A 23,821-nucleotide genomic window follows, 5' to 3' on the forward strand; every position below is an offset into this window, starting at 1 on the left:
GCAAAGTAAATGCATCTTCTTTTTATATAGATAGCTTGGTTCAAGAACGTTTCAAAATAATGGAATTTGGTATATAATTGAAATAATAATGGCATGAAAGGAATTAATCGATGAGAAAATATTTTTTAGATAATATTAGATGGATGAGCATCTTGCTTCTCATACCTTTCCATACTTGTATGATTTATAATAACTTTGGAGAGAACTTCTATGTGAAAAGTGATGGTATCCCTTTACTTACTGGATTTATACAAATAACATCTCCATGGTTTATGCCTATATTATTCGTTATAGCAGGAATGAGTTCTTGTTATGCACTCACCAAAAGATCTCCGAAGGAATACATTGATGAAAGAAAATCAAAATTATTAATTCCATTAATATCCGGAATTTTAGTATTAGTTCCGATACAAACTTTTTATGCCGAAAAGTTTCATAACGGATATAGTGGAGGCTATTTTCATCAATATATATTATTTTTAACAAAAATAAATGATTTAACCGGGTATACAGGAGGTTTAACACCAGCACATCTATGGTTTATTTTGTATTTGTATGTTATTTCTTTAATATCACTACCAATTATAATAAGATATCGAAAAAGTAATAAAAAGATACCGATAGACAAGTTTTCTTTAGTAAAGATACTTCCAATGTTTATAATCTTTCTAATTATGAAACTTGTTTTAGATATAAGTGGAAAGAGCTTAGGTGAATATTTTGCTTTGTTTATGCTCGGGTATTTCATTCTTTCAGAAGATAGGGTTCAAGAGAAACTTGAAAAAAATAGATGGATGTTATTTATAGCATTAATACTCTTAACAGCTTTGAACTTGATATTTCATAATGTATTAAAGTGCTCTTATGGAACTATATACGATATTTTTGAAGGATTTTTATCTTGGATTGGCATTCTAGCAATTCTTGGTATGGGAAAACATTATTTAAACTTTACAAATGGAATTACAAGTTATTTCACTAAGGCATCATTTCCTTTTTATGTTTTCCACCAATCATTTGTAGTATTAGTAGGGTATTATGCATTAAAGAATATATCTTCAATTAGTGTACAAGTGGTTACTATAATAGGAGGGAGTTTTTTACTAACAATATTAGCTTATGAAATTTTAAAAAGAATATCTGTTACAAGATTTTTGTTTGGAATAAAGAAATAAAAAATTTTACTATAAATTTCATAACATTATAATTCCTATTTTGAAGAAAATAATAATATAAACTTACTATCTAGGAGGAAAAAATGTTATGGGAGAAAAAAAGGATGCATCTGTCTCTAGTCAACAACAAAAAGAAAAGAAGGCTAATAATAAGGGTACTAAACATAGCAAGAAAACACATAAAAAAGATTAGTTTTATAAGTAAAATAATATTTAAGTTAGTAAAGAGAAGGGAATAGTTATATTTTATTACCTTCTCTTTTAATTTAACATAAAGAATATATATAAAATGTTTAAAGTGTGGTAAAATATTCAATAAAATAATCTTATATAGAGGTGAGTTTATGATTAAACATATAGTAATGTGGAAGCTACAAGAGTTTGCAGAAGGAAAAAGTAAAGAAGAAAATGCTAAAGTGATTAAAGAAGGATTAGAAAGCTTAATAAATAAAATAGATACATTAAAAGCCATAGAAGTAGGCATAAACATAAATGAAACTGCACAAGCTTTTGATATAGTGCTTTATTCAGAATTTGATACAGTAGAAGGACTAGATGTTTATCAAAATCATCCTGAACACTTAAAAGTTGCTGGATTTGTAAGAAGTGTTGTAAGTGAAAGAGTTGTGGCAGATTACGAAGTATAATAAACATATTACAAGAAAGCACTTACGTTTAATATATAACGATAAGTGTTTTTTTACTCTTTAGGAATTTATAATAATTATTAACCTAGCCAGAAAGAAGGGGAAAATATGAGTTGGGTAAATGATATCGAAAGATATAATCCTTATAATGAGCAAGAAAAAAAAGACAAGGAAATGATGCTATATTATATAAATGCATTTGAAAATGTCCTAACAAGAGAGAATGAAATTGCCCATATGACTAGTTCAGCTTTTGTATTAAATAAGGAAAGAGATAAGGTTCTTATGATTTATCATAATATATATGATTCTTGGGGATGGACAGGAGGACATTCAGATGGTGAGAAGGATCTATTAGCAGTAGCTATAAGGGAAGCAAGAGAGGAAACCGGAATAAGGATAGCTAATCCTATAACTACTGAAATATTTTCTATAGATATATTACCTGTAGTAGGCCATGTGAAAAATGGTAATTATGTGTCTGCCCATCTGCACTTATCAGTAACATTCCTACTTGAAGCAGATGAAGAAGAGGAACTAGTAATTAAGGAAGATGAAAATAGTGGCGTTAAGTGGATTCCACTTGATGAGGTAGTGGATGCTAGTAATGAACCACATATGAAAAAAGTATATTCAAAAATAATTTCAAAGATTAAGTTACTTTAAAAAGTGGGGGATGTGTGTTTTGTTAAATCACGTAGGGACCAAGGTAATAGAAACTGAAAGGTTGAGACTTAGGCCTTTTAAGGTATGGGATGCTGAAGATATGCATAATAATTGGGCATCTGATGAGGAGGTTACTAGGTATTTAACTTGGCCAACTCATAAAACTATAGAAACTACGAAAAGGACTATAGAGAATTGGGTAAATGAATATAGTAATAATCAAAATTATAACTGGGCAATAGAATTAAAGGAAACTTGTAAGGTAATAGGATCTATGAGTCTTATGAATATAGATAATCGCAATGAAAATTGTGAAGTTGGTTATTGTATAAGTAGAAAATTATGGGGACAGGGAATAGCGACAGAAGCCTTTAAAGCAATAATTAATTTTGCATTTAATGAAGTAGGTTTTGAAAGAATAACCGGAAGACATGCAATAGAAAATATAGCATCGGGAAAAGTTATGGAGAAATGCGGCTTGCAATATGAAGGTGTTTTAAGAAAGATAAATAAAAACAGCAAGGGAGAACTCGTAGACTGCAAATACTACTCTATTTTGAAAGAGGAATTATAAATTTGATTTCATAAGGAAGGTAAAATATGAAAGTTTATATAAGTGTAGATATCGAAGGTATAACAGGAGTTACAAGCTGGAGTGAAACAGAAAAAAATCATAGTGATTTTGATAGATTTGCAAATCAAATGACTAAAGAAGTTAAGGCAGCATGTGAAGGAGCTTTTGAAGCTGGAGCTAGTGAAATATATGTAAAGGATGCACATGATAGTGCTAGAAATATTGATATTAATGAACTCCCCGAGTATGTAAAGCTTTCTAGTGGTTGGACTGGGGATCCTATGTGCATGGTGAGTGGAATAGATAGAAGTTTCGATGCAGCTTTATTTATTGGATATCATTCAAAAGCAGGCAGTGGGACTAGTCCCCTAGCACATACATTAAATACTTCAATATCACATATAAAAATAAATGATAATTATGTAAGTGAATTTTTAATTAATGCATATGCAGCTGCATTATATAATGTTCCAGTAGTTTTTGTCAGTGGAGATAAAGGATTAATTGAAGAAGTAATTTTAACTAATGGAAATATTAAAACTTTAGCTGTTAAAGAAGGTATAGGAGGAAGTACCATAAGTATTCATCCGAAGAAGTCAATAGAAGATACTAAATCATTAGTTAATAAAGCATTAAAAGAGGATTATAATTCTTGTAAAGTAAGTTTACCAAATGACTTTAAGGTCGAAATAGAATATCAGAAGCATGAAACAGCATATAGAAACTCTTTTTACCCAGGAGTAAAATTAATTAGCCCAAAGGCTATTGAATTTACTACAAATGATTACTATGAAGTATTAAGATTATTTCACTTTGTAGCTTAAGAGAAAATGGAGGTAATTAAATGAAAATAGCAAATGGAATTGAGATGCTAGAAATAAAAGCAAATGTTATGGGAAGAGAAAGTAGTATTAATCCAGTAATACTATGGGATGAAAAAAATGTTATATTAGTTGATACTGGATTTCCAGGTCAGATGAAGGAAATAAATGAAGCCATTGAAGCAGCAGGAATTGATGTTAATAAATTAGATACGATAATACTTACTCACCAAGATATTGATCATGTTGGAAATGCTTTAAGCTTTGTTAAAAGTTCGGAAAATGAAATAAAGGTTTTATGCCATGAAGAAGAGAAAAAGTATATTCAGGGAGATGAAACTCCAGTTAAATTAGCTAAATTAGAGAAAAATTTAAATTCATTACCAAATGAGATGAAAGATATGTATGAAAAACTTAAGGTAGGATTTGGATTAAGTAAAGTAAAGATAGACGAAATGTTAAAAGATGGAGAAGAACTTACATTTGCAGGAGGTACTGAAGTAATCTATACACCAGGTCATACACCAGGACATATTTGTTTATATATCAAAAAAAGTAAGGTTCTTATTGCAGGAGATTTGCTGACTGTGAATGATGGGGTTTTATCTAAGGCATCTCCAAATATAAATTATGATACAAATCTAAGTGATAAATCATTGGAGAAACTTAAAAAGTATGATATTGAAAAAGTGATATGCTATCATGGAGGGCTTTATGAAAAAAATGTTAATGAACGAATTAGTGAATTATCTCTAGAAGCTTAAATAATAATGGAAGGTGAAAGTATGTCCAGTAAAGATGTTAGAGAAATAGCCGAAGCATTTAATACCATAATAAAGTTTTTAGCTGCGAAAGACATAGAGGAATTATCAGCTGACGAACTGATAAAAAAGTATGGGATTAAAAAAGTTGATTTACTAATTATTTTAGGAAATGCGATTCCATTTATAGCAGAAGAGGGTGCAAGAGCATTTAAAAATAATTTAGCAGATGAAATAATGATAGTAGGGGGAGTGGGGCATTCTACTAAGTATTTAGTAAACAATATAAAAAACAGCGAAAAATATAAAGATATACACAGCGAAAATAGGGCAGAGGCAGACATATTAAAGGATATAATTATTAAATATGAAGAAGTTGAAGAAGAAAAGATAATTATTGAAAATAGATCAACTAATTGCGGGGCTAATGCTGATGAAGCTTATGAAGTTTTAAAAAGAAAGAGATTGAATCCTAAAACTATTTTGCTAATGCAAGACCCAACAATGCAGTTAAGAACCTGTGAATGTTTTAAAGAAACATGGAAAGGTGAAGAGGTAGTTTTAATAAATTATGCAGCTTTTGTACCTCAATTAAGGGAAACTCAAGGAAATCTTGAATTTGTAGATAATAATATTTATGGGATTTGGGATATGGAGAGATTCATATCTCTTATTATGGGAGAAATACCAAGGTTAAGAGATGATGAAAAAGGATATGGCCCGAAAGGAAGTGGCTTTATAGGTCATGTAGATATACCAGAAGAAGTTAATAGGGCATATGAAATGTTAACTGATTTATATGCAGAATATATTAGATGATATATAATTAAGTATACAAAGGTGTAAAGATGGAGGGGTTAAAGTGTTTTTGAAGGTTGGAGAAATCAGAGTATTTGTAGATAATAATACAAAAAGTGTTGTGAAGGATTTATATTTCACATATGCGGGATATAAGTGGAAAGATCCTAGAATTAAAAAAATTGTTGCAGGGTTTGGAAATAGTACAGGTATAAATACTTCAGGTATAGAAGAGAAGACTGCTTTAGTAATGTATCACGTAGATGAAAGTGGAAATAAACATGAATACAAAATATATGAAAGATTATTCGCTGGGGAAAATAGAGAAATATTGGTCAAGATTAACAATTTCAATGAAGATGGTAGCTTTGACATAAGTATTGATACAGAATATGATCATACAAGATAGAAGATGAATCGAAAGATTCATCTTTTTTTATAATATAAGAGACTACTAAAATTGTATCCATACATTTGCGTTTATACTTGATTGGAATATAATGTATATTAATAAAAAGGGGGTATTTTAATGAAAAGCAAAACAAGAAGAATCGTTTTAGTAGGAATGTTTGCAGCATTAGTATTTGTTGGCACATATATTAATATTCCAATTTATTATCCAGGTGGAAAGACCATGATACATTTAGGAACCACCGCTATTTTTATCGGAGCAATCTTTTTAGGGAAGGGTGCGGGACTCGCAGGAGGAATTGGCTCAGGACTTTTTGATTTATTAGATCCAGCATATGCAAGCATATCAATATTTACGTTTATTATTAAAGGATTAACAGGATTATTAGCAGGAGCTATTGCTTTTTCAGGGGGGAGAAAAGGTAACAATCATTTAATAAATGTAGTTGGATTTATTTTAGGAGGAGCGGTATCATTAGGTGGATATTTTATATTAAATCTATTTCTATACGGATATGGCGGAGCAATTATGAGATTAGGTAGTTCATTAATTACTACATCAATTGCGATTATAATAACTATACCGGTATCAATAGTACTAAGACCATTAATAAAGAAAAGTAGCATTAATTTATTAAATGATTTATAATGTACACAAATTAATATTAAGAATAATATAACAAAAAAGTCCAATATTATAGTTGGACTTTTTTGTTATTGCTTAATAATTACTAATAATGAAAGAAAAACAAAGGATTTTATAGGAAATAAGTACAAACAGACAATAAATGGTTAACGATAACCCATAATAGATTAAATACAAATTTGTTAAGAGTTATAAATAAACTTATAATAGGTTTATTGTAATGATTAATAAAGATCTATGGGGGATTATTATGGGGAGCTATAAAGCTAAAAATAGATATAATAGCATGAGAGAGTTAATATACTTAATTATAATATATATTCTTTTAACACTATTCATAATTATATTGGCTTATAATGTGTATAGTAATATTATAGGAAATACGAGTATAGCATCAATTGTAAACTACCTAACTAAACTATTGAAAGGAATCTGATTAATTTGATGTACATCTATAACTAAAGAAGAGTACTAATTTTGCGTAAAAGGGGGCTTAATTTTGAAAAAAAGTAAGGATAGGGAATTCAGAAGGTTAAAAGACCAAATTGTTCATATAGAAGAACTAGTAAAAAACTCAAATAATAATAGTCTAATGGAACAAGAAGTTACTTTAAGGAAAAAAATTAAGCAATTAAAATCAATGAAAGATAACGGCTTTAGAGGTTATAAAGATGTATATTATGATTACATGGAAATATATAAATATGTGTCAAAAAGGATAATAGAAGATTATAATAGGAAAAATGGAACGGATTTTAGCTTTGAAAAGACTGTAAGTGAAGATTATGATGGATTTATAAAGTCAGGAATATTAAGTGTTCTTTTAACTAAACATATCCCGAGGATATTAGAAAGAGAATTTGATAAAGCTTTCCCTAAGGATCCTAAAGATGAATATAAAGAAACTAGGAAATTAAAGAGAAAGTTTTATTTGCATTTGGGTGAAACTAATACTGGTAAAACCTATAATGCATTACAATCGTTGAAAAGTTCTACAAAAGGAGTATATCTTTCGCCACTTAGAATTTTAGCCTTGGAAAATTTCACAAGATTAAATATTGAAGGAGTCAAAACTAATCTAGTTACTGGAGAGGAAGAAGAAATAATTGATGAAGCTACCCATCTATCTTGTACTATTGAGAAACTTAATATAGATGAAGAATATGATTTGGCAGTGATAGATGAAATTCAAATGATTGCTGATGATTTTAGGGGATTTGCTTGGACTAGAGCTATATTAGGAGTAAAGGCCAGAGAGGTTCATGTTTGTGGGGCATTAAATGCAAAAGATATATTAATAAAAATAATTAAATCCTGTGGAGATGAATATGAACTTTATGAATATAAAAGAGATATACCACTAATTGTAGAAGACAAATCATTTAAGCTTAAGAACGTTAAAGCTGGAGATGGTTTAGTAGTATTTTCTAAGAAGAAGGTTTTAGAGTTAGCTAAGTATTTAGTAGATAATAGGGTAAATGCTAGCGTTATTTATGGAGATTTGCCTCCAGAAGTTAGAAAAAAGCAATATAAGGCATTTATAGATGGAGATAATAAAGTGCTTGTAACTACTGATGCCATAGGAATGGGAGTAAACTTGCCGTTAAAAAGAATTGTATTTATGGATATAAGGAAATTTGATGGTAATCAAGTTAGAAATCTGACTTCTCAGGAAATAAAGCAAATTGCAGGGAGAGCAGGAAGAAAGGGAATATATAATGAAGGGTATGTATCAGCATATGGTGATAACATAGATTTTATTAGATATAATATTGAAACTAAAGATGAAGATATTTGGGAAGTGGTTTTAGGTCCAAGTGAAGCTATAATCAATATTAAAAATATTCCACTTAAAGATAAACTTGCACTTTGGAGCATCAGAGATGTAGAAGGTAAGATCTACAGAAAGATGGATATTAGCGAGTATATTATTAAGCTAGAAAATATAAAATATTATAAGTTATCTCAAATGGATGAGTGGAAATTGATGAAGATTCCATTTGATGTTAGTGAAAGAGAGCTTATGGTAACCTTTTTAAACTATATAGATGAAATATTTATAGGGAAAAAGAAAGAACTAAGTAAGCCTAGAAATTTTATAAATGAACTAACAGATTGGGAAATATATTATCAAAAAATTGGCATATATTATTCCTTTGGTAAGAATTTCAACATAGAAATTGATAATGAATGGATAAAAGAAGAAAGAATAAAAGTAGGTAATAGAATAAATAAACTTTTAGGTGATATAAATAAAGATAATTATATAATTAAGATTGAAGAGGGTCTGTAAACTAAGAGATTCATTCATAAATCAGGGAACCAGCATAACAGTTTTTAATTGTTATGCTGGTTCTTTTATTTAAAGAGTATTAACTTAATAAGCCAATTATTCCTTTCAAAGCACCTATATTAATAGTTACCTTCATTGATATGTCCCCTTTAATATGAGCATTCTTTAAGATTTAACACTTATGTTAGTAATATAACTAACATTATGAGAACCCCCCTCGAATATTTTCAATATATTGGAAAAACAAACCATGGATATATTAAAATAAGTATAAAAGAGCGATAGTGGAATAAAGTGTTCAAAAGAAATTATTGATAAATTAATAACTTGTATAACATTGGCATAAATGTTGCTTGATTTTTTAGTGTGGCATAAATTGTTATGCGAATCATAGTACATGGTAAAAATATGAACAAGAAATGAACAAAAAGTTAATGCAAAAATCGTAAAAACTGATAAAATTATAGTACGCCAGAAAAATGTCGTAATCGGTCGAATATTATAAGTTAGAGGAGGGTTAATTTTAAGTTCCCTATAGATTAAGAATAGAGGAGGGGTAATAAATGAGGGAAATAAGTGAGATCATTAGCAGCGAGGACAAGAAAAATCCTTATACAGATCAAGAACTTGCTGATATGTTATCAATGCCTAGGATAAAGGTTATAAATGAAAGAAATAAACTAAATATTCCAGACTCAAGGGATAGAAGAAAAGATATCTTACTAAAAGACTTGAAAGAGATACTATCATTAAATCCCAATGTGTCAGAAAGAAAATTAACAGAATTAATGATAGATAGAGGATATAAAATTTCTAGGAATATTATTTCTAGAGTATTAAAGGAATTTGAGGGAGACTTTTTTCCAAAGGAAAAAGAAATTTATCAGCTTGAAGAAAGTTTACTACCTAAAATGCATACGCAAGATACAGGTTTCAATAAATTAATTGGATCTAATGGAAGTTTAAAAAACAAAATAGATTTAGCTAAGGCGGCTATACTATATCCACCAAATGGACTTCATACATTAATTTATGGAGGAACAGGAGTAGGTAAGAGTGAATTAGCTGAATGTATGTATGAGTTTGCAGTCAGTAATAATGTAAAGTCAAAAGATGCACCATTTATAATATTTAACTGTGCAGATTATGCTGAAAATCCTAACCTATTAATTTCTCAATTGTTTGGTGTAGTTAAAGGTGCGTATACAGGTGCTAATGCTGATAGAGATGGATTGGTTGAAAAGGCTAACGGTGGAATATTATTCTTAGATGAAATTCATAGACTTCCACCAGAAGGGCAGGAAATACTATTCTATTTAATAGATAAGGGCAAGTATAGAAGATTAGGAGAAACTAATACAGAAAGAAAAGTAAACGTTCTTATATTAGGAGCAACAACAGAAAACCCTGAATCAAATCTATTATTAACATTTAGACGTAGAATTCCAATGCTTATAGAATTGCCTAAATTAATAGATAGGCCTTTATCAGAAAGATTAGAAATATTAATAATGTTTTTAGTAAGAGAGGCAAATAGAATTAATAAGAATCTTTTAGTTTGTAGAGATGTTTTAATGAGTCTTATGTTATATAACTGTCAAGGAAATATTGGACAATTAAAAAGTGATGTACAAGTAATATGTGCTAAAAGTTATGTTAAGTATATGTCCAAAAATACTGATGAGGTAGTTATAGATTTAGAGGATTTAAGTAATTTCATTAAAAGCTCATTCTTAAAAGGTGGAACTGCGAATAAGACAGTAATGAATTTGGTTACAGATGATTTATATATTGATATAAAAAACATGGAAGGTTATAGAAATGAAATAAATCAATATATAAATGAAAATGAAATCTATCAATATATAGAAAATGAATATCAGACACTTGAAAAGCAGGGGCTTAAGGTGGAGGAAATTGATGAGATACTCCATGAGAAAGTTGAAAATAAGCTTGGAAAGATAATGAATAATAAAAATATAGCAAAACTTTTAAATATAAATGAGTTAAAGACAATTGTTAGACCAGAAGTTATAGATATAACTGAAGGGATACTTAAGATAGTAAGGGAAAAGTATCAGGTAATAAACAAGAGTTTCTTTATCGCACTCGCAATACACATTAATTTCACCATTGAAAGAATTCTAACTGGTAAAAAAATTATTAAATCAAACATCAATAAAAGTAGAAATGAATTGGTTCAGGAATTTGAGATAGCAGAAAAAATTAGAAGAATGATAGAAAAAGCAACAAAACTTAAAATTCCAGAGGATGAATGCGGATACATTGCATTATATATTAAGAAATTCTGCTCAGATGAACTAATTTTAGAACCTAAGGTTAGGGTCATAATAATTACTCATGGACATGTGGCTGAAGGTATGGCTGAAGTTGCAAACCAGTTACTAGGTGTAGATGATGCTATTGGTATTGAGATTGAACTAGATGAATCACCAGAGGATGCTTTAGAAAGAACTATAAAGGTAGTAAAGCAGGTGGATGAAGGAAAAGGATGTTTATTGCTTGTTGATATGGGTTCACTTGGGGGGTTTGCATCTGTAGTACAAGAAGTGACAGGAATAAGAACAAAAACTATTGGAAGAGTGGATACACTTATAGCATTAGAAGCAGTAAGAAAGGCATCAATTGAAGGAGACAATTTAGATAATATAGTTAAAGAATTAAATGAAGCAAAAATATATAAAGGAACCTTCAAAAATGAGATTGCAAATAAAGAGTTCTTAAAGAATAAGAAAAAAGCATTGGTGACAGTTTGCTTAACTGGGCAAGGAAATGCATTGAATATTAAAAAGTTTATTGAGAATCATCTTGATAGAAAAAATACAGGAATAAAAATATTCCCAATAGGCTTTATAGATCAACACGATATAGAAGAGGAAGTAAGTAGACTATCTGATGAATATGAAATAGTAGCAGTTTGCGGAACCATTAATCCTAAAGTTTCAAATGTACCATTTATTTCATACGAAAGCTTATTAAGTGGTAAGGGAATCAGTAGAATTGAAAAATTAATGGATCTATATATTGAAGAAGAAAAAGAAGAAGAGAAGGCAGAAAGTTTAGGAGAGTTAATTAATGAAGAACTTATCTACTTGGATTTAGATGCATTATCTAAGGAAGATGTAATAGATACAATGACACAAGCACTAGAAAACAAGGGATATGTTAATGGGAAATTTGCATTAAGCATTTACAAAAGAGAAGCCATGGGAAGTGGAATATTTAATAATAAGGTAGCTATTCCACATGGATTGCCTGAGAATGTTATAAAACCTGCCATATCAATTGCAAAACTAAAAAATCCAATACAGTGGGATAAGGATGTAATGGTAGATTTAGTTTTTATGTTGGCACTTAAAGAAAATAACAGAGATGAAATAAGAAAATTATTTTCTATGATTAGAGATGAAAACCTTTTAATTGAGCTGGCTTCAAAGGATTCAAATAAAGAAATAAAGAAAATGTTTTCATAAAATCAAAAGATGCCAAAAACTTGGCACGGAGATTGCTAAATAATATAGTGACTGGATTAGAAAGGAGAATAGAGATGGAAATAAGCAATTATATTAAGAAAGAATTGATAAAACTAAATCTACCATGTAAAAGCAGAAATGAAATGTTTCAGATGATGCATCAAGAAGCTTATAAGTATGGATACGTTGAAGAAGATTTCTTAGAAGGATTATTGTCAAGAGAAGAAGTTTTCCCAACAGGAATTAAATTATCTAACTACAGTGTAGCCATTCCTCATACTGAAGCAGAGTATGTTAAAAATCAATTTATATCAGTGGTTGTACCAGAAAATCCAATAAGATTTAAGCAAATGGATGATGAGACATTGGAAACTGAAGTAAGTTTAATATTCATGTTGGGTTTAAATAAACCGCATAGTCAACTAGAAGTATTAAAAGAATTAATGAGTTTAATTCAAAAGGAGGATGTTGTAAAGGAAATAATATCTGCAAAGGATGAGGAACAAGTAAAAGAGTTATTAACTAACATCACTTTAGAAAACGTATAAATAAAATTTTAGGAGGAATTAATTATGAAAAAACGTATTTTAGTAGCTTGTGGAGCAGGTATTGCAACTTCAACAGTAGTTTGTGACAGAGTAGAAAGATTGGTAAAAGATAATAAAGTTGATGCAGAAGTAAGACAATGTAAAATAGCTGAAGTAGTTTCATTACAAGACGAGGCAGATTTAATAGTTTCTACTACAATTTTACCAACAACTTATAAAATACCAGCTATTAAAGCAACAGCATATATAACTGGTATTGGTACTGAAAAGTTAGATCAACAAATATTAGATCAACTAAAGTAAAACGATTTAAATCTGTCTTTTTATATAAAAGTAGAAAGACAGTTTAAATAAAAATAAAAAAATTTAGGAGGTAAATTATAATGGATAAACTTATGGGAATTGTTCAGTACATTTTAGGAATTGGACCAACGGCAATATTGCCAATCGCAATCTTAATTATCGGATTAATATTTGGAACAGGTTTCAAAAAAGCATTTAAATCAGGAATAATAATTGGTATTGGTTTCGTAGGAATTAATTTAGTAGCTGGACTTTTAACAGGAACATTAGGACCTGTAGCACAAGACATGGTTGCAAGATTTGGCTTGAACCTAACAGTAATAGATGCTGGATGGCCAGCAGCAGCTGCGGCAGCTTGGGCTTCACCAGTTGCAGCTATTCTTATACCAATATGTTTAGTAGTAAACTTAATAATGATTTTCTTTAAACTTACAAATACTCTTGATATTGATATCTGGAACTATTGGCACTTTGTTGCAGCAGGAGCAACTGGATATATAGTAACTGGTAGCTGGTGGTTTGCAATACTTTGTGCAGTATTATATGAAGTTATTGTTTTAGTAGTAGCAGATAAAACTGCACCAATGGTTAGAGATTTCTATGAACTTGAAGGTATATCACTTCCAACTGGATCTACTGCAGCTTTTGCACCTTTAGGATACTTAATCGGAAAAGTAGTAGAAAAAATACCTGGAATAAACAAATTACATGCAGATCCTGAATCAATTCAAAAGAGATTTGGTATATTCGGAGAACCTATGATGATGGGTTTAATATTAGGATGTATACTTGGAGCACTTGCAGGTCAAGATGGTGGAGCAATATTTAAAACAGGTATATCAATGGCAGCAGTTATGCTTTTAATGCCAAGAATGGTAAAGATATTAATGGAAGGTTTAATTCCAATATCAGAAGCAGTTAAAAATATGCTTCAAAAGAAATATGCTGGTAGAGAATTATATATCGGTATAGATGCAGCTGTATCAGTTGGTCATCCATCAGTTATGGCTACAGCATTAATACTAGTTCCTATTACTTTATTATTAGCAGTAGTATTACCAGGAAATAAAGTATTACCTTTCGGAGACTTAGCAACTATACCTTTCTATATGGCATTTATCGTTGGATTTAGAAAAGGAAATATTGTTCACTCTGTAATAACAGGAACTATATTGATAGCTATATCATTATTCATGGCAACAAACTTTGCAGATGTTCACACTTCAATGATGGCAAATGCAAACTTCCATATGCCAAATGGAGCAACTCAAATATCAAGTTTAGATATGGGTGGTAACTTATTTAACTGGTTAATATTAAAATTTGCTGAAGTAGCTAAAGCTATATTCTAGAATTTTAAATATATAAAATAATATAAATTTAGGAGGAGGAAATTATGAAGGCAGCAGTATTGCACTCAGTAGGAGATATAAGGTATGAAGACATTGACATAAAGCCTTATGGAGATGATGAAGTTAAAATAAAGGTTATGGCGGCAGGAATATGCGGGTCAGATCCTCCAAGAGCACTAAAGAGTTGGAAATATCCTCTACCTGCAATCTTAGGACATGAGTTCTCAGGATATGTAGTGGAAAAGGGTAAAAATGTTACAAATGTTGAAGTTGGCGATAGAGTAGTCGCTATTCCATTCGAGCCTTGTTATGAATGTGAATATTGTAAAAAAGGACACTTCTCACTTTGTGAAAATCATGGTATGTTAGGAGCTCAATCTTTTGGAGGTTTTGCTGAATATGCAAATGTTAAGGCAGCAAATGTACTAAAGATTGGTGACATTGATTATGAAGAAGCAGCTATGATAGAGCCACTAGCAGTAGCACTACATGGAGTACTTAATATTAAACCTCAACTAGGTGATGTAGTTGCAGTATTAGGGGCGGGTACAATAGGACAACTTACAATACAATGGCTTAAGGTTACAGGAGTTGAAAAGATAATTGCAGTAGATATTTCAGATAAAAAGATATCAGAAGCAATTAGTCTAGGTGCAGATATTGGAATAAATGCATTAAAAGAAAATCCTGTAGATAAAATATTGGAATTAACTAATGGTTTAGGGGTAGATATTTGTATTGAGAGTGCAGGTTCCAAAATCACTCAAGAACAATGTTTACTAGTAACTAAGAAAAAAGGAAAAATAGGATTTCAAGGCATTGGACATGCTGGTATAGAATTATCAGAAAAGGCTTTTGAAGGAATATTTAGAAAAGAATTAACATTACAAGGTTTCTGGAATTCATATTCAGCTCCATTCCCAGGTCAAGAATGGGTTAAGAGTATAGAATATGTAAAACAAAAGAAAATAAAACTTAAGGAGCTTATATCACATAGATTCTCTTTAGAAGATACAGCAAAAGCTTTCGAAATGATTAAAGAAAGAAAAGAAGAATATAACAAGATAATGATAGTACAAAGCTAAAGGGGGAATTTAAGTGAAAGCACTAACAAAAACTAAACCAGGATATGACAACATGGAGTTATTAGATATAGAAGAACCAAAGGCTGAGAAGAACTTAGTAAAGATTAAGGTTGAGTATAGTGGTATATGCGGATCAGATCTTCACTCCTTCAAAGGTGAATATGGAAATATAAAAACTCCAGTAGTATTAGGTCATGAATTCGCAGGAGTAGTAGTAGAAGTTGGAGAAGATGTAAGTAGCGTTAAAGTAGGTGACAGAGTTACTAGCGAAACAACATTCGAAACTTGTGGAACATGTGATTTCTGTAAGAGCAAAGACTATAATCTATGCTCATCAAGAAAAGGAATTGGAACTCAAGTTAACGGAAGTTTTGCAGAATATGTTATCTCAAGAGAAGAAAGTGTACATGTTCTTCCAGACAATGTAACATCACTTTCTGCAGCGTTAACAGAACCTCTTGCTTGTTGTGTACATGCCGCTTTAGAGAAGACAACTGTAGTTAAAGAAGATGTAGTTTTAGTATTTGGTCCTGGACCAATAGGATTACTTTTAAGCCAAGTAGCAAAGTCTCAAGGAGCTTATGTAATCATAGCAGGAGTTACAAAGGATAAAGAAAGATTAAATTTAGCAACTAAATTAGGAATAGACAGAGCTGTAGATTTACAACAAGAAGATTTAGAGCAAATCGTAATGGAGAAAACAAACAATTACGGAGTTAATAAGGTTTTTGATTGCTCAGGTGTTATACATGCAGTAAATCAAGGATTAAAGCTTGTTAAGAAAAAAGGAGATTTCGTACAAGTTGGAATATTTGCTAAAACTCTAAATGAAATGAACCAAGAATTAATTATTCAAAGGGAAATTAGATATATTGGTTGTAGGTCACAAAAACCAAGCTCATGGGAAATTTCTTTAGATCTTTTAAAGAATAAAAAGGTTGATACAGAAACTTTAGTTACAAAGATAGTAGACCTAGATAACTGGAGAGACGGAATAGATGCAGCAATGCAAGGCAATGAAATAAAAGTAGTTATTAGATCTTAATTTATAGAAGGAAGTGTTGTTATGAATGCTGATTTATTGAAAATACATTCGCAAAAAATAAGAGAAAAAATATTAGTGATGATAACAGAAGCTCAATCAGGACATCCAGGTGGATCTCTATCAATAGCTGATATATTAACAGTATTGTATTTTGAAAAAATGAATATAAATGTTGATGATTTAAGGGATCCTAATAGAGATAGATTTGTTCTAGCAAAAGGACATGCAGCTCCTGGATTATATGCAACATTAATGGAAAAAGGTGTTATCGGAGAAGAATGGCTTGGTAAACTAAGACAAATAAATTCTATATTACAAGGACATCCAGACATGAAAGCAATTCCTGGAATAGATATGTCAACTGGTTCTTTAGGCCAAGGATTATCTGCTGCAAATGGAATGGCTTTAGCTGGAAAAGTTAAGAATAAAGAATATAGAGTTTACACAATTTTAGGTGATGGAGAATGTCAAGAAGGACAAGTATGGGAAGCAGCAATGGCAGCAGCTCATTACAAATTAGACAACCTAACTGCATTTCTTGATTTCAATGGACTACAAATTGATGGTAAAAACTCAGACGTAATGAATATTAATCCAATAGATGAAAAGTTTAAAGCTTTTGGATGGAATGTAATAGTTATAGATGGACATGACTTTGAGCAAATAGGAAAAGCAATAGATGAAGCAAAGACAGTTAAAGGAAAACCAACTATGATTATTGCTAAGACTGTAAAAGGTAAAGGCGTATCATTTATGGAGAACAATGCAGGATGGCATGGAGTTGCACCAAGCAAGGAAGAATTAGTTGTAGCATTAAAGGAAATCAAGGGAGGTAATTAATATGAAAATGGCAACAAGAGAAGCATATGGCCAAGCTATATCAGAATTAGGAAAGACTAATGAAAATATAGTAGTACTAGATGCGGATTTGTCAAAGTCAACTAAAAGTGCAGATTTCAAAAAGGTTGCACCAGAAAGATTCTTTAATATGGGAATAGCTGAAGCTAATATGATTGGAACAGCTGCTGGTTTAGCAACTACTGGATTAATACCATTTGCATCAACATTTGCAATGTTTGCTGCAGGAAGAGCTTTTGAACAAATAAGAAATTCAGTAGCTTATCCTAAGTTAAATGTTAAGGTGGTTGCAAGTCATGCTGGTATAACAGTTGGAGAAGATGGAGCATCACATCAAGCTATAGAAGATTTATCATTAATGAGAAGTATACCTGGAATGGTAGTTATAAATCCTAGTGATGGAGCAGAAACAAAAGAAGCTATAAAAGCAGCTGCTGAATATTACGGACCTGTATATATTAGAGTTGGTAGAATGGCTGTTGAGGATGTTCATCCAAATGGTTGCAACTTCAAAATTGGTAAAGGTGAATTACTAAAAGAAGGAAGCAAGGCTACTATTATAGCAACTGGAATTACTGTAGAAATGGCACTTGAAGCTAGTAATGAACTTGAAGCGGAAGGTATTGATGTATCAGTAGTTAACATGGCAACAATTAAACCTATAGATAAGGAACTAATTGTAGCAGAAGCTAAAAAGACTGGAAAAATAATAACTATAGAAGAACACAGCATAATTGGTGGACTTGGATCTGCAGTATGTGAAGTAGTAAGTGAAGAAAACTTAGCAACTGTAAAAAGACTTGGAATGAATGATACATTCGGTCAATCAGGAAAACCAAAAGATTTAATGGAATTCTATGGACTTACAAAAGAACATTTAATAGATGAAGTTAAAAAGATAGTTTTAGGTTAATTAAAAATATAGAGATATAAAATATAAAACGGGGGAGTAAGTTATGGAAGTAATAATTTCACCATCATTATTGTCAGCAAACGTATGTAATTATGGAGAAGATTTTAAAGTTTTTAATGAAAAAAATATCAAAGCAATACACATAGATATTATGGATGGACATTATGTTCCAAATCTATCCTTTGGATTAGATCAAGTAGCTGCATTAAGAAAGTTAACAGATATTGAATTTGATGTTCACTTGATGGTAACAGATCCTGATAAATTTGTTGAGCCACTTGTGGAAGCTGGAGCAAATAGCATAACAATACATGCTGAAGTTGCAACTCATATGTATAAAAGTATTCATTACCTAAAAAGTTTTGGTATTAAAGCAGGAGTAGCAGTAAATCCAGCAACACCAATAAGTTGTTTAGAACATATTTATCCTCTAGTAAATAGAGTATTAATAATGTCAGTTGAACCAGGTTTTGGCGGACAATCATTCATCCCAATAGCTTTAGATAAAATTAAAGAACTTAATGAAATTAAGAAAAAAGGAAATTTTGATTTTACTATTCAAGTAGATGGGGGAATAACATTAGATAACATTAAAGAGGTTATAGATTGTGGAGCTAGAGACATTGTTATAGGGTCATCATTATTTAAACAAGACTTGTCTCAAAATATAGACTTGTTTGAAAATGTAATAAGTGAAATTAAGAATATCCCATAGCCCCCACATCAGAAAATATAAAGGTAGGAGAATATTGCGAGTATTCTCCTATTCTTTTATAAATTATACTACGTGAAAATAGTATTTACAATGAAAAATAACTTAGTAAGAATAGGAAGGTTGATATATATGAAAATTGCTATTGGCTGCGATCACGGCGGATTTAGATTGAAAAATGCTATAAAGGAATATTTAGCAGGAAAAAATATTGAAGTAGAAGATTTTGGAACTAATAATGCACAAAGTGTTAATTATCCTGAATATGCTATAAAGGTATCAAAATCAGTAATATCAAAGGAATGTGATCTTGGTATATTATGTTGTGGTACTGGAATAGGAATGTCAATAGCTGCAAATAAATTTAAAGGTATAAGAGCAGCAGTTGTTGGGGATACATTCTCAGCTAAAGCAACAAGAGAACATAATAATACTAATATTTTATGTTTAGGAGAAAGAGTAACCGGGGAAGGTCTAGCTTTAGATATAGTAGATACATGGATAAATGCAGAATTTCAAGGTGGACGTCATAGCGAAAGATTAGCTTTAGTAGAAAAAATAGAACAAGGTGAATTTTAATTAATAGCTAGGAGGAATTATTATGATGGAAGAGCTTAAGAGGCTTCAAAATGGTACTGATATTAGAGGAATAGCTATTGAAACTTCAGAACATAAAGTAAACCTTACACCTACAACTGTAAGATTTATTGGGAATGGATTTGTTAAATGGATTAAGAAAAATAAGAATAATGATGAGAAGATTAAGATTGCTATAGGAATGGATTCAAGATTATCAGGACCAGAAATCAGAGAAGCTTTAATTGATTTATTAATTAATGTTGGATGTGATGTGTATGATTGCGGAATGAGTACCACGCCAGCTATGTTCATGACAACAATTTTAGATGACTATAAATGTGATGGGGCTATAATGATTACTGCAAGTCACTTGCCTTATTTCTATAATGGGCTTAAGTTCTTTACTCCTAAAGGTGGATGTGAAAAGGAAGATATCAGTGAAATATTAGAAATAGCATGTGATTCTGAAATGATGTATACAACAAGAGGAGTATTAAGAATTGTCCGCTTTATAGATGAATATGCAAATATATTAGTAAATAAAATAAGAAGTGATGTGAAATCAAAAAATAATTATAACAAGCCACTACAAGATTTTAAAATAATTGTTGATGCTGGAAATGGAGCAGGCGGATTTTTTGCAAATAAAGTATTAGAAGAATTAGGAGCGGATATCGAGGGAAGTCAATTCTTAAATCCTGATGGGATGTTCCCGAATCATATTCCTAATCCAGAGAATAATGATGCTATGAAAGCAATTAAGGAAGCTGTTTTAAGAAGTAAGGCAGATCTTGGGATAATATTTGATGCTGATGTTGATAGAGCTGCAATTGTTAGTGCAGATGGAACTGAGATTAATAGAAATGCGCTAATTGCACTAATATCAGCAATAGTTTTAGAAGAGCATCCAAAGTCAATTATAGTTACAGATTCAGTAACATCTAATGGATTAAGAGATTTTATAACAGATCTCGGTGGAGTTCATCACAGATTTAAAAGAGGATATAGAAACGTAATAAATGAGTCTAAAAGACTAAATGATGAGGGGAAAGATAGTCAATTAGCTATCGAAACTTCAGGACATGCTGCATTAAAAGAAAATTATTTCCTCGATGATGGAGCATATCTAATAGCTAAAATATTGATTAAAATGGCTAAACTGAAAGAAGAAGGAGAAAGCATAGCAGCGTTAATTGATAGGCTTAAAAATCCATTGGAAAGCTCCGATGTTAGATTGAAAATAAAAACAGAAGACTTTAAAGCTTATGGACAGAAAATTATTGATGAGTTAAAAGAGTATGCAACATCAATAGATGGATGGAGTATTGAAGAAAAGAATTACGAAGGATTAAAGGTTAATTGTGATAAGAATAATGGAGATGGATGGCTATTATTAAGACTTTCATTACATGAACCCGTATTACCTTTAAATATTGAATCTGATTCTAAAGGTGGTATTAAAGAAATACTTAAAGTATTGAATCCTTTCATAGAAAAGTATGAGATGTTAGATTCATCAGACATGAAAAATATAGGCTAGAATATAACACTGATATAAGGAGAAGAAAAAAATGTTCTTAGATACAGCAAATATTAGCGAGATAAAGGAGATATCAGCTTTAGGATTTTTTAAAGGGGTTACGACTAATCCCACATTACTACTAAAGGAAAAAAAGAACAGGGAAGTTATTATAAATGAAATATTTGAAGCTTACTCTAAAATGCTTTTTGTACAAGCGGTAGGAGAAACTCATGATGAAATTTATAATGACTGTAAAAGAATTCTACAGATTGATTCAACTCGAATTGTCCTAAAAATTCCTGCAACAGTTGAAGGTATGAAAGTAATAACTTCTATAAAAAGAGAAAATAGGTATACTCCTATTTTGGCAACTGCTGTATGTTCAGTTGAGCAAGGAATAATTAGTGTGCTTGCAGGTTGTGATTATATTGCTCCTTATGTAAATAGAATGGAGAGTAACAATATTAATCCTTATGAGGTAATTAACAAAATAAGAAAGTATATTGACGAGAATAAGGTAGACACAAAAATTGTTGCAGCAAGTTTTAAGAATCCAAATCAAGTAAATGATGCAATTTTTTCAGGAGCACATACAGTAACAATACCTTATGATATATTAAATCAGATGTTAAATAAACAATTAGTAGTAGCTAGTGTTGATAAGTTCAATAAAGATGGGTATGAGCTTGAAGAATTAGGTAGATAGCAAAGGATTATTAGATAAAATCTATAGGGAGGTGTACTATATTGAAATTAGCAGCATCAATAATGTGTGCAAATCAGATAGAGTTATATAATGAACTAAAGAAATTAGAAGAAGCAAAAATAGATTTACTACATTGTGATGTAATGGATGGCATATTCGTAAATAATTTAGCTATGGGACCTTATGTTTTAGAAGCTATAAAAAAGTATACAAATATACCTCTAGACATACATTTAGCAACAGTGAATCCTGAAAAATATATAAAAATGTATGGATACTTAAAACCTGAGTATATATCTTTTCATATCGAAGCAAGTGAAAATGTTGAAAGAGATATATCATTATTAAGAGAATACGGAATAAAGCCTGCATTAGCAATTAGCCCAGAAACACCTGTCGAAAAAATAGAAAAGTATTTATCCATGGTTGATATGATATTAATGATGACAGTTGATCCAGGCTTTGCGGGTCAAAAATTTAGATATGAAGTTTTAGATAAAATTGATAAATTAAATGAAATGTTAAAAAAAGGTGCGAAGAGGCCAGAGATTGAAGTAGATGGATGTATAAATAGCATAACAATGGAACACTTAAAGAATAGAAATGTAGATATATATGTATTAGGAACTTCAGCACTATTTAATAATAATGGAATAAGCTTTAAGGATAAAGCGACTAAACTTCGAGCATAAACTCAGGAGTTTTAAAGCCTTTGTAGTTCATATAAATGAATTACAAAGGTTTTTATTTTAAAAGATGTGAAGTTTTGTGATACTAATACTACTAAGTGGTATAATTTAAATAGTATATAAAACTTGAGGTGAGACTATGAGTATAGAAAGATTAAAAGAAATAATTAAAGATTCAAATAACATAGTATTCTTTGGAGGTGCTGGAGTATCTACAGAGTCTGGTATACCTGATTTTAGAAGTGCTAATGGTTTGTTTAACCAAAAATTAAATAGAACATTTACTCCAGAACAATTAGTGTCACATACCTTTTTCATGAGATACCCTGAAGAATTTTTTGCTTTTTATAAAGCGAAACTAATATATCAAGATGCTAAACCTAATGATGCACATAAAGCTTTAGCAAAATTAGAGGAAATGGGGAAGCTAAAAGCTGTTATTACTCAAAATATAGATGGACTTCATCAAATGGCAGGAAGTAAGAATGTTTTTGAACTTCATGGATCAGTTCATAGAAATTATTGTATGAAGTGTCATTCATTTTATGATGCAGACTTTATTGTTAATTCAAAAGGGGTACCTACTTGCACTAAGTGTGGAGGAACTGTTAAACCGGACGTAGTTTTATATGAAGAAGGTTTAGACGAAGATACTATTAATGGAGCAGTTTCAGCTATAGCTAAAGCAGATACTTTAATTATTGGAGGTACTTCTCTTACAGTATATCCTGCAGCAGGGCTAATTAAATATTTTAATGGAAAGCATCTAATATTAATTAATAAAACATCTACTCAATATGATGGAGCAGCAGAGGTTGTAATTAATGAGAAGATTGGGGAGACTTTAAAACAAGTCATATAAATAAAAAGAACTCTAACTACAGTTGGAGTTCTTTTTTATTGTCGTAATAATAGATTGATTTATAGGAGAAATTACACAAAATTCATTAATTAGATAATAAATCATTATAAATTACGGTATACATTACCTGGTGTATCAATAGTAAGAAAACTTAGAAAGTAATAGGAATTTAGAGTATTTGGATAGTGAGGTTGGAAAAATAGGCTTTTTGTAGAAAAATGACGAAATATATGTGGTAAGATATTACTTGTCCCTAAGAGACACGGGGATAAACAAACAAACTGGTCTTTGAAAATTAAACAGAGGAAATGAAGTAAGATTTAGAAATAAACTTAAGTCAACGTAATCTTTTGAGTTAGAT

The 23,821-nt window shown here is 30.5% G+C and carries 24 protein-coding genes; all 24 read left to right on the top strand.

The window, feature by feature from the left end:
* The first annotated feature begins 110 nt into the window (after nt 1-110).
* Nucleotides 111-1,175 (top strand): acyltransferase family protein, encoded by a 1,065-nt coding sequence (locus JK634_RS01325; RefSeq protein ID WP_202765835.1) that lies wholly within the window; start codon nt 111-113, stop codon nt 1,173-1,175.
* 344 nt (nt 1,176-1,519) lie between these two features.
* Nucleotides 1,520-1,822: a Dabb family protein gene (locus tag JK634_RS01330; protein WP_202765836.1), complete on the top strand. Its 303-nt coding sequence runs from the start codon at nt 1,520-1,522 to the stop codon at nt 1,820-1,822.
* Between the two features lie 108 nt (nt 1,823-1,930).
* Entirely contained in the window at nt 1,931-2,488 is a 558-nt protein-coding gene (locus JK634_RS01335; protein ID WP_202765837.1) for an NUDIX hydrolase, read from the top strand.
* Between the two features lie 19 nt (nt 2,489-2,507).
* Nucleotides 2,508-3,062, top strand: coding sequence for a GNAT family N-acetyltransferase (locus tag JK634_RS01340; RefSeq protein ID WP_202765838.1), 555 nt, complete (start codon nt 2,508-2,510; stop codon nt 3,060-3,062).
* 26 nt (nt 3,063-3,088) lie between these two features.
* Nucleotides 3,089-3,886, top strand: coding sequence for a M55 family metallopeptidase (locus JK634_RS01345; RefSeq protein ID WP_202765839.1), 798 nt, complete (start codon nt 3,089-3,091; stop codon nt 3,884-3,886).
* Between the two features lie 20 nt (nt 3,887-3,906).
* A complete protein-coding gene (locus JK634_RS01350; protein ID WP_202765840.1) occupies nt 3,907-4,647 on the top strand; it encodes an MBL fold metallo-hydrolase in 741 nt (246 codons plus the stop codon).
* Between the two features lie 21 nt (nt 4,648-4,668).
* The gene (locus JK634_RS01355; protein ID WP_202765841.1) at nt 4,669-5,463 is read left to right on the top strand and encodes an ElyC/SanA/YdcF family protein; all 795 of its coding nucleotides are present in this window, start codon (nt 4,669-4,671) and stop codon (nt 5,461-5,463) included.
* Between the two features lie 43 nt (nt 5,464-5,506).
* Nucleotides 5,507-5,851 carry a hypothetical protein gene (locus tag JK634_RS01360; protein WP_202765842.1) on the top strand — a complete coding sequence of 115 codons (345 nt, stop codon included), beginning with the start codon at nt 5,507-5,509 and terminating at the stop codon, nt 5,849-5,851.
* Nucleotides 5,852-5,971: 120 nt separating this feature from the next.
* Nucleotides 5,972-6,502 carry an ECF transporter S component gene (locus JK634_RS01365; RefSeq protein ID WP_202765843.1) on the top strand — a complete coding sequence of 177 codons (531 nt, stop codon included), beginning with the start codon at nt 5,972-5,974 and terminating at the stop codon, nt 6,500-6,502.
* 493 nt (nt 6,503-6,995) lie between these two features.
* Complete coding sequence (locus JK634_RS01370; RefSeq protein WP_202765855.1) at nt 6,996-8,792, top strand: helicase-related protein; 1,797 nt, start codon at nt 6,996-6,998, stop codon at nt 8,790-8,792.
* 563 nt (nt 8,793-9,355) lie between these two features.
* Nucleotides 9,356-12,286, top strand: coding sequence for a sigma 54-interacting transcriptional regulator (locus tag JK634_RS01375; protein WP_202765844.1), 2,931 nt, complete (start codon nt 9,356-9,358; stop codon nt 12,284-12,286).
* A gap of 74 nt (nt 12,287-12,360) precedes the next feature.
* A complete protein-coding gene (locus JK634_RS01380) occupies nt 12,361-12,834 on the top strand; it encodes a PTS sugar transporter subunit IIA (protein ID WP_202765845.1) in 474 nt (157 codons plus the stop codon).
* Between the two features lie 24 nt (nt 12,835-12,858).
* The gene (locus JK634_RS01385) at nt 12,859-13,137 is read left to right on the top strand and encodes a PTS sugar transporter subunit IIB (RefSeq protein ID WP_207753567.1); all 279 of its coding nucleotides are present in this window, start codon (nt 12,859-12,861) and stop codon (nt 13,135-13,137) included.
* A gap of 80 nt (nt 13,138-13,217) precedes the next feature.
* Nucleotides 13,218-14,489, top strand: coding sequence for a PTS galactitol transporter subunit IIC (locus tag JK634_RS01390; RefSeq protein ID WP_202765846.1), 1,272 nt, complete (start codon nt 13,218-13,220; stop codon nt 14,487-14,489).
* Between the two features lie 44 nt (nt 14,490-14,533).
* Nucleotides 14,534-15,574: a galactitol-1-phosphate 5-dehydrogenase gene (locus JK634_RS01395; protein WP_202765847.1), complete on the top strand. Its 1,041-nt coding sequence runs from the start codon at nt 14,534-14,536 to the stop codon at nt 15,572-15,574.
* A gap of 13 nt (nt 15,575-15,587) precedes the next feature.
* Complete coding sequence (locus tag JK634_RS01400; RefSeq protein ID WP_202765848.1) at nt 15,588-16,619, top strand: alcohol dehydrogenase catalytic domain-containing protein; 1,032 nt, start codon at nt 15,588-15,590, stop codon at nt 16,617-16,619.
* 21 nt (nt 16,620-16,640) lie between these two features.
* A complete protein-coding gene (locus JK634_RS01405) occupies nt 16,641-17,459 on the top strand; it encodes a transketolase (RefSeq protein WP_202765849.1) in 819 nt (272 codons plus the stop codon).
* The gene (locus JK634_RS01410) at nt 17,455-18,390 is read left to right on the top strand and encodes a transketolase C-terminal domain-containing protein (protein WP_202765857.1); all 936 of its coding nucleotides are present in this window, start codon (nt 17,455-17,457) and stop codon (nt 18,388-18,390) included. Before JK634_RS01405 ends, JK634_RS01410 begins: the two co-directional genes overlap by 5 nt.
* Before the next feature lie 43 nt (nt 18,391-18,433).
* Nucleotides 18,434-19,105, top strand: coding sequence for a ribulose-phosphate 3-epimerase (gene rpe, locus JK634_RS01415; RefSeq protein WP_202765850.1), 672 nt, complete (start codon nt 18,434-18,436; stop codon nt 19,103-19,105).
* Between the two features lie 129 nt (nt 19,106-19,234).
* A complete protein-coding gene (gene rpiB, locus JK634_RS01420) occupies nt 19,235-19,681 on the top strand; it encodes a ribose 5-phosphate isomerase B (protein WP_202765858.1) in 447 nt (148 codons plus the stop codon).
* 22 nt (nt 19,682-19,703) lie between these two features.
* Entirely contained in the window at nt 19,704-21,221 is a 1,518-nt protein-coding gene (locus tag JK634_RS01425; protein ID WP_202765851.1) for a phosphohexomutase domain-containing protein, read from the top strand.
* A 31-nt stretch (nt 21,222-21,252) separates the two neighbouring features.
* On the top strand, nt 21,253-21,909 hold the full coding sequence (locus JK634_RS01430) for a transaldolase family protein (RefSeq protein WP_202765852.1): 657 nt from the start codon (nt 21,253-21,255) through the stop codon (nt 21,907-21,909).
* A 41-nt stretch (nt 21,910-21,950) separates the two neighbouring features.
* The gene (locus JK634_RS01435; RefSeq protein WP_243425533.1) at nt 21,951-22,601 is read left to right on the top strand and encodes a ribulose-phosphate 3-epimerase; all 651 of its coding nucleotides are present in this window, start codon (nt 21,951-21,953) and stop codon (nt 22,599-22,601) included.
* Between the two features lie 136 nt (nt 22,602-22,737).
* Nucleotides 22,738-23,460, top strand: a complete 723-nt coding sequence (locus JK634_RS01440) for an NAD-dependent protein deacylase (RefSeq protein WP_202765853.1) — start codon at nt 22,738-22,740, stop codon at nt 23,458-23,460.
* Nucleotides 23,461-23,821: the final 361 nt, after the last annotated feature.

It is taken from the genome of Clostridium paridis, assembly GCF_016765615.1.
GTDB classification, from domain to species: domain Bacteria; phylum Bacillota; class Clostridia; order Clostridiales; family Clostridiaceae; genus Clostridium_T; species Clostridium_T paridis.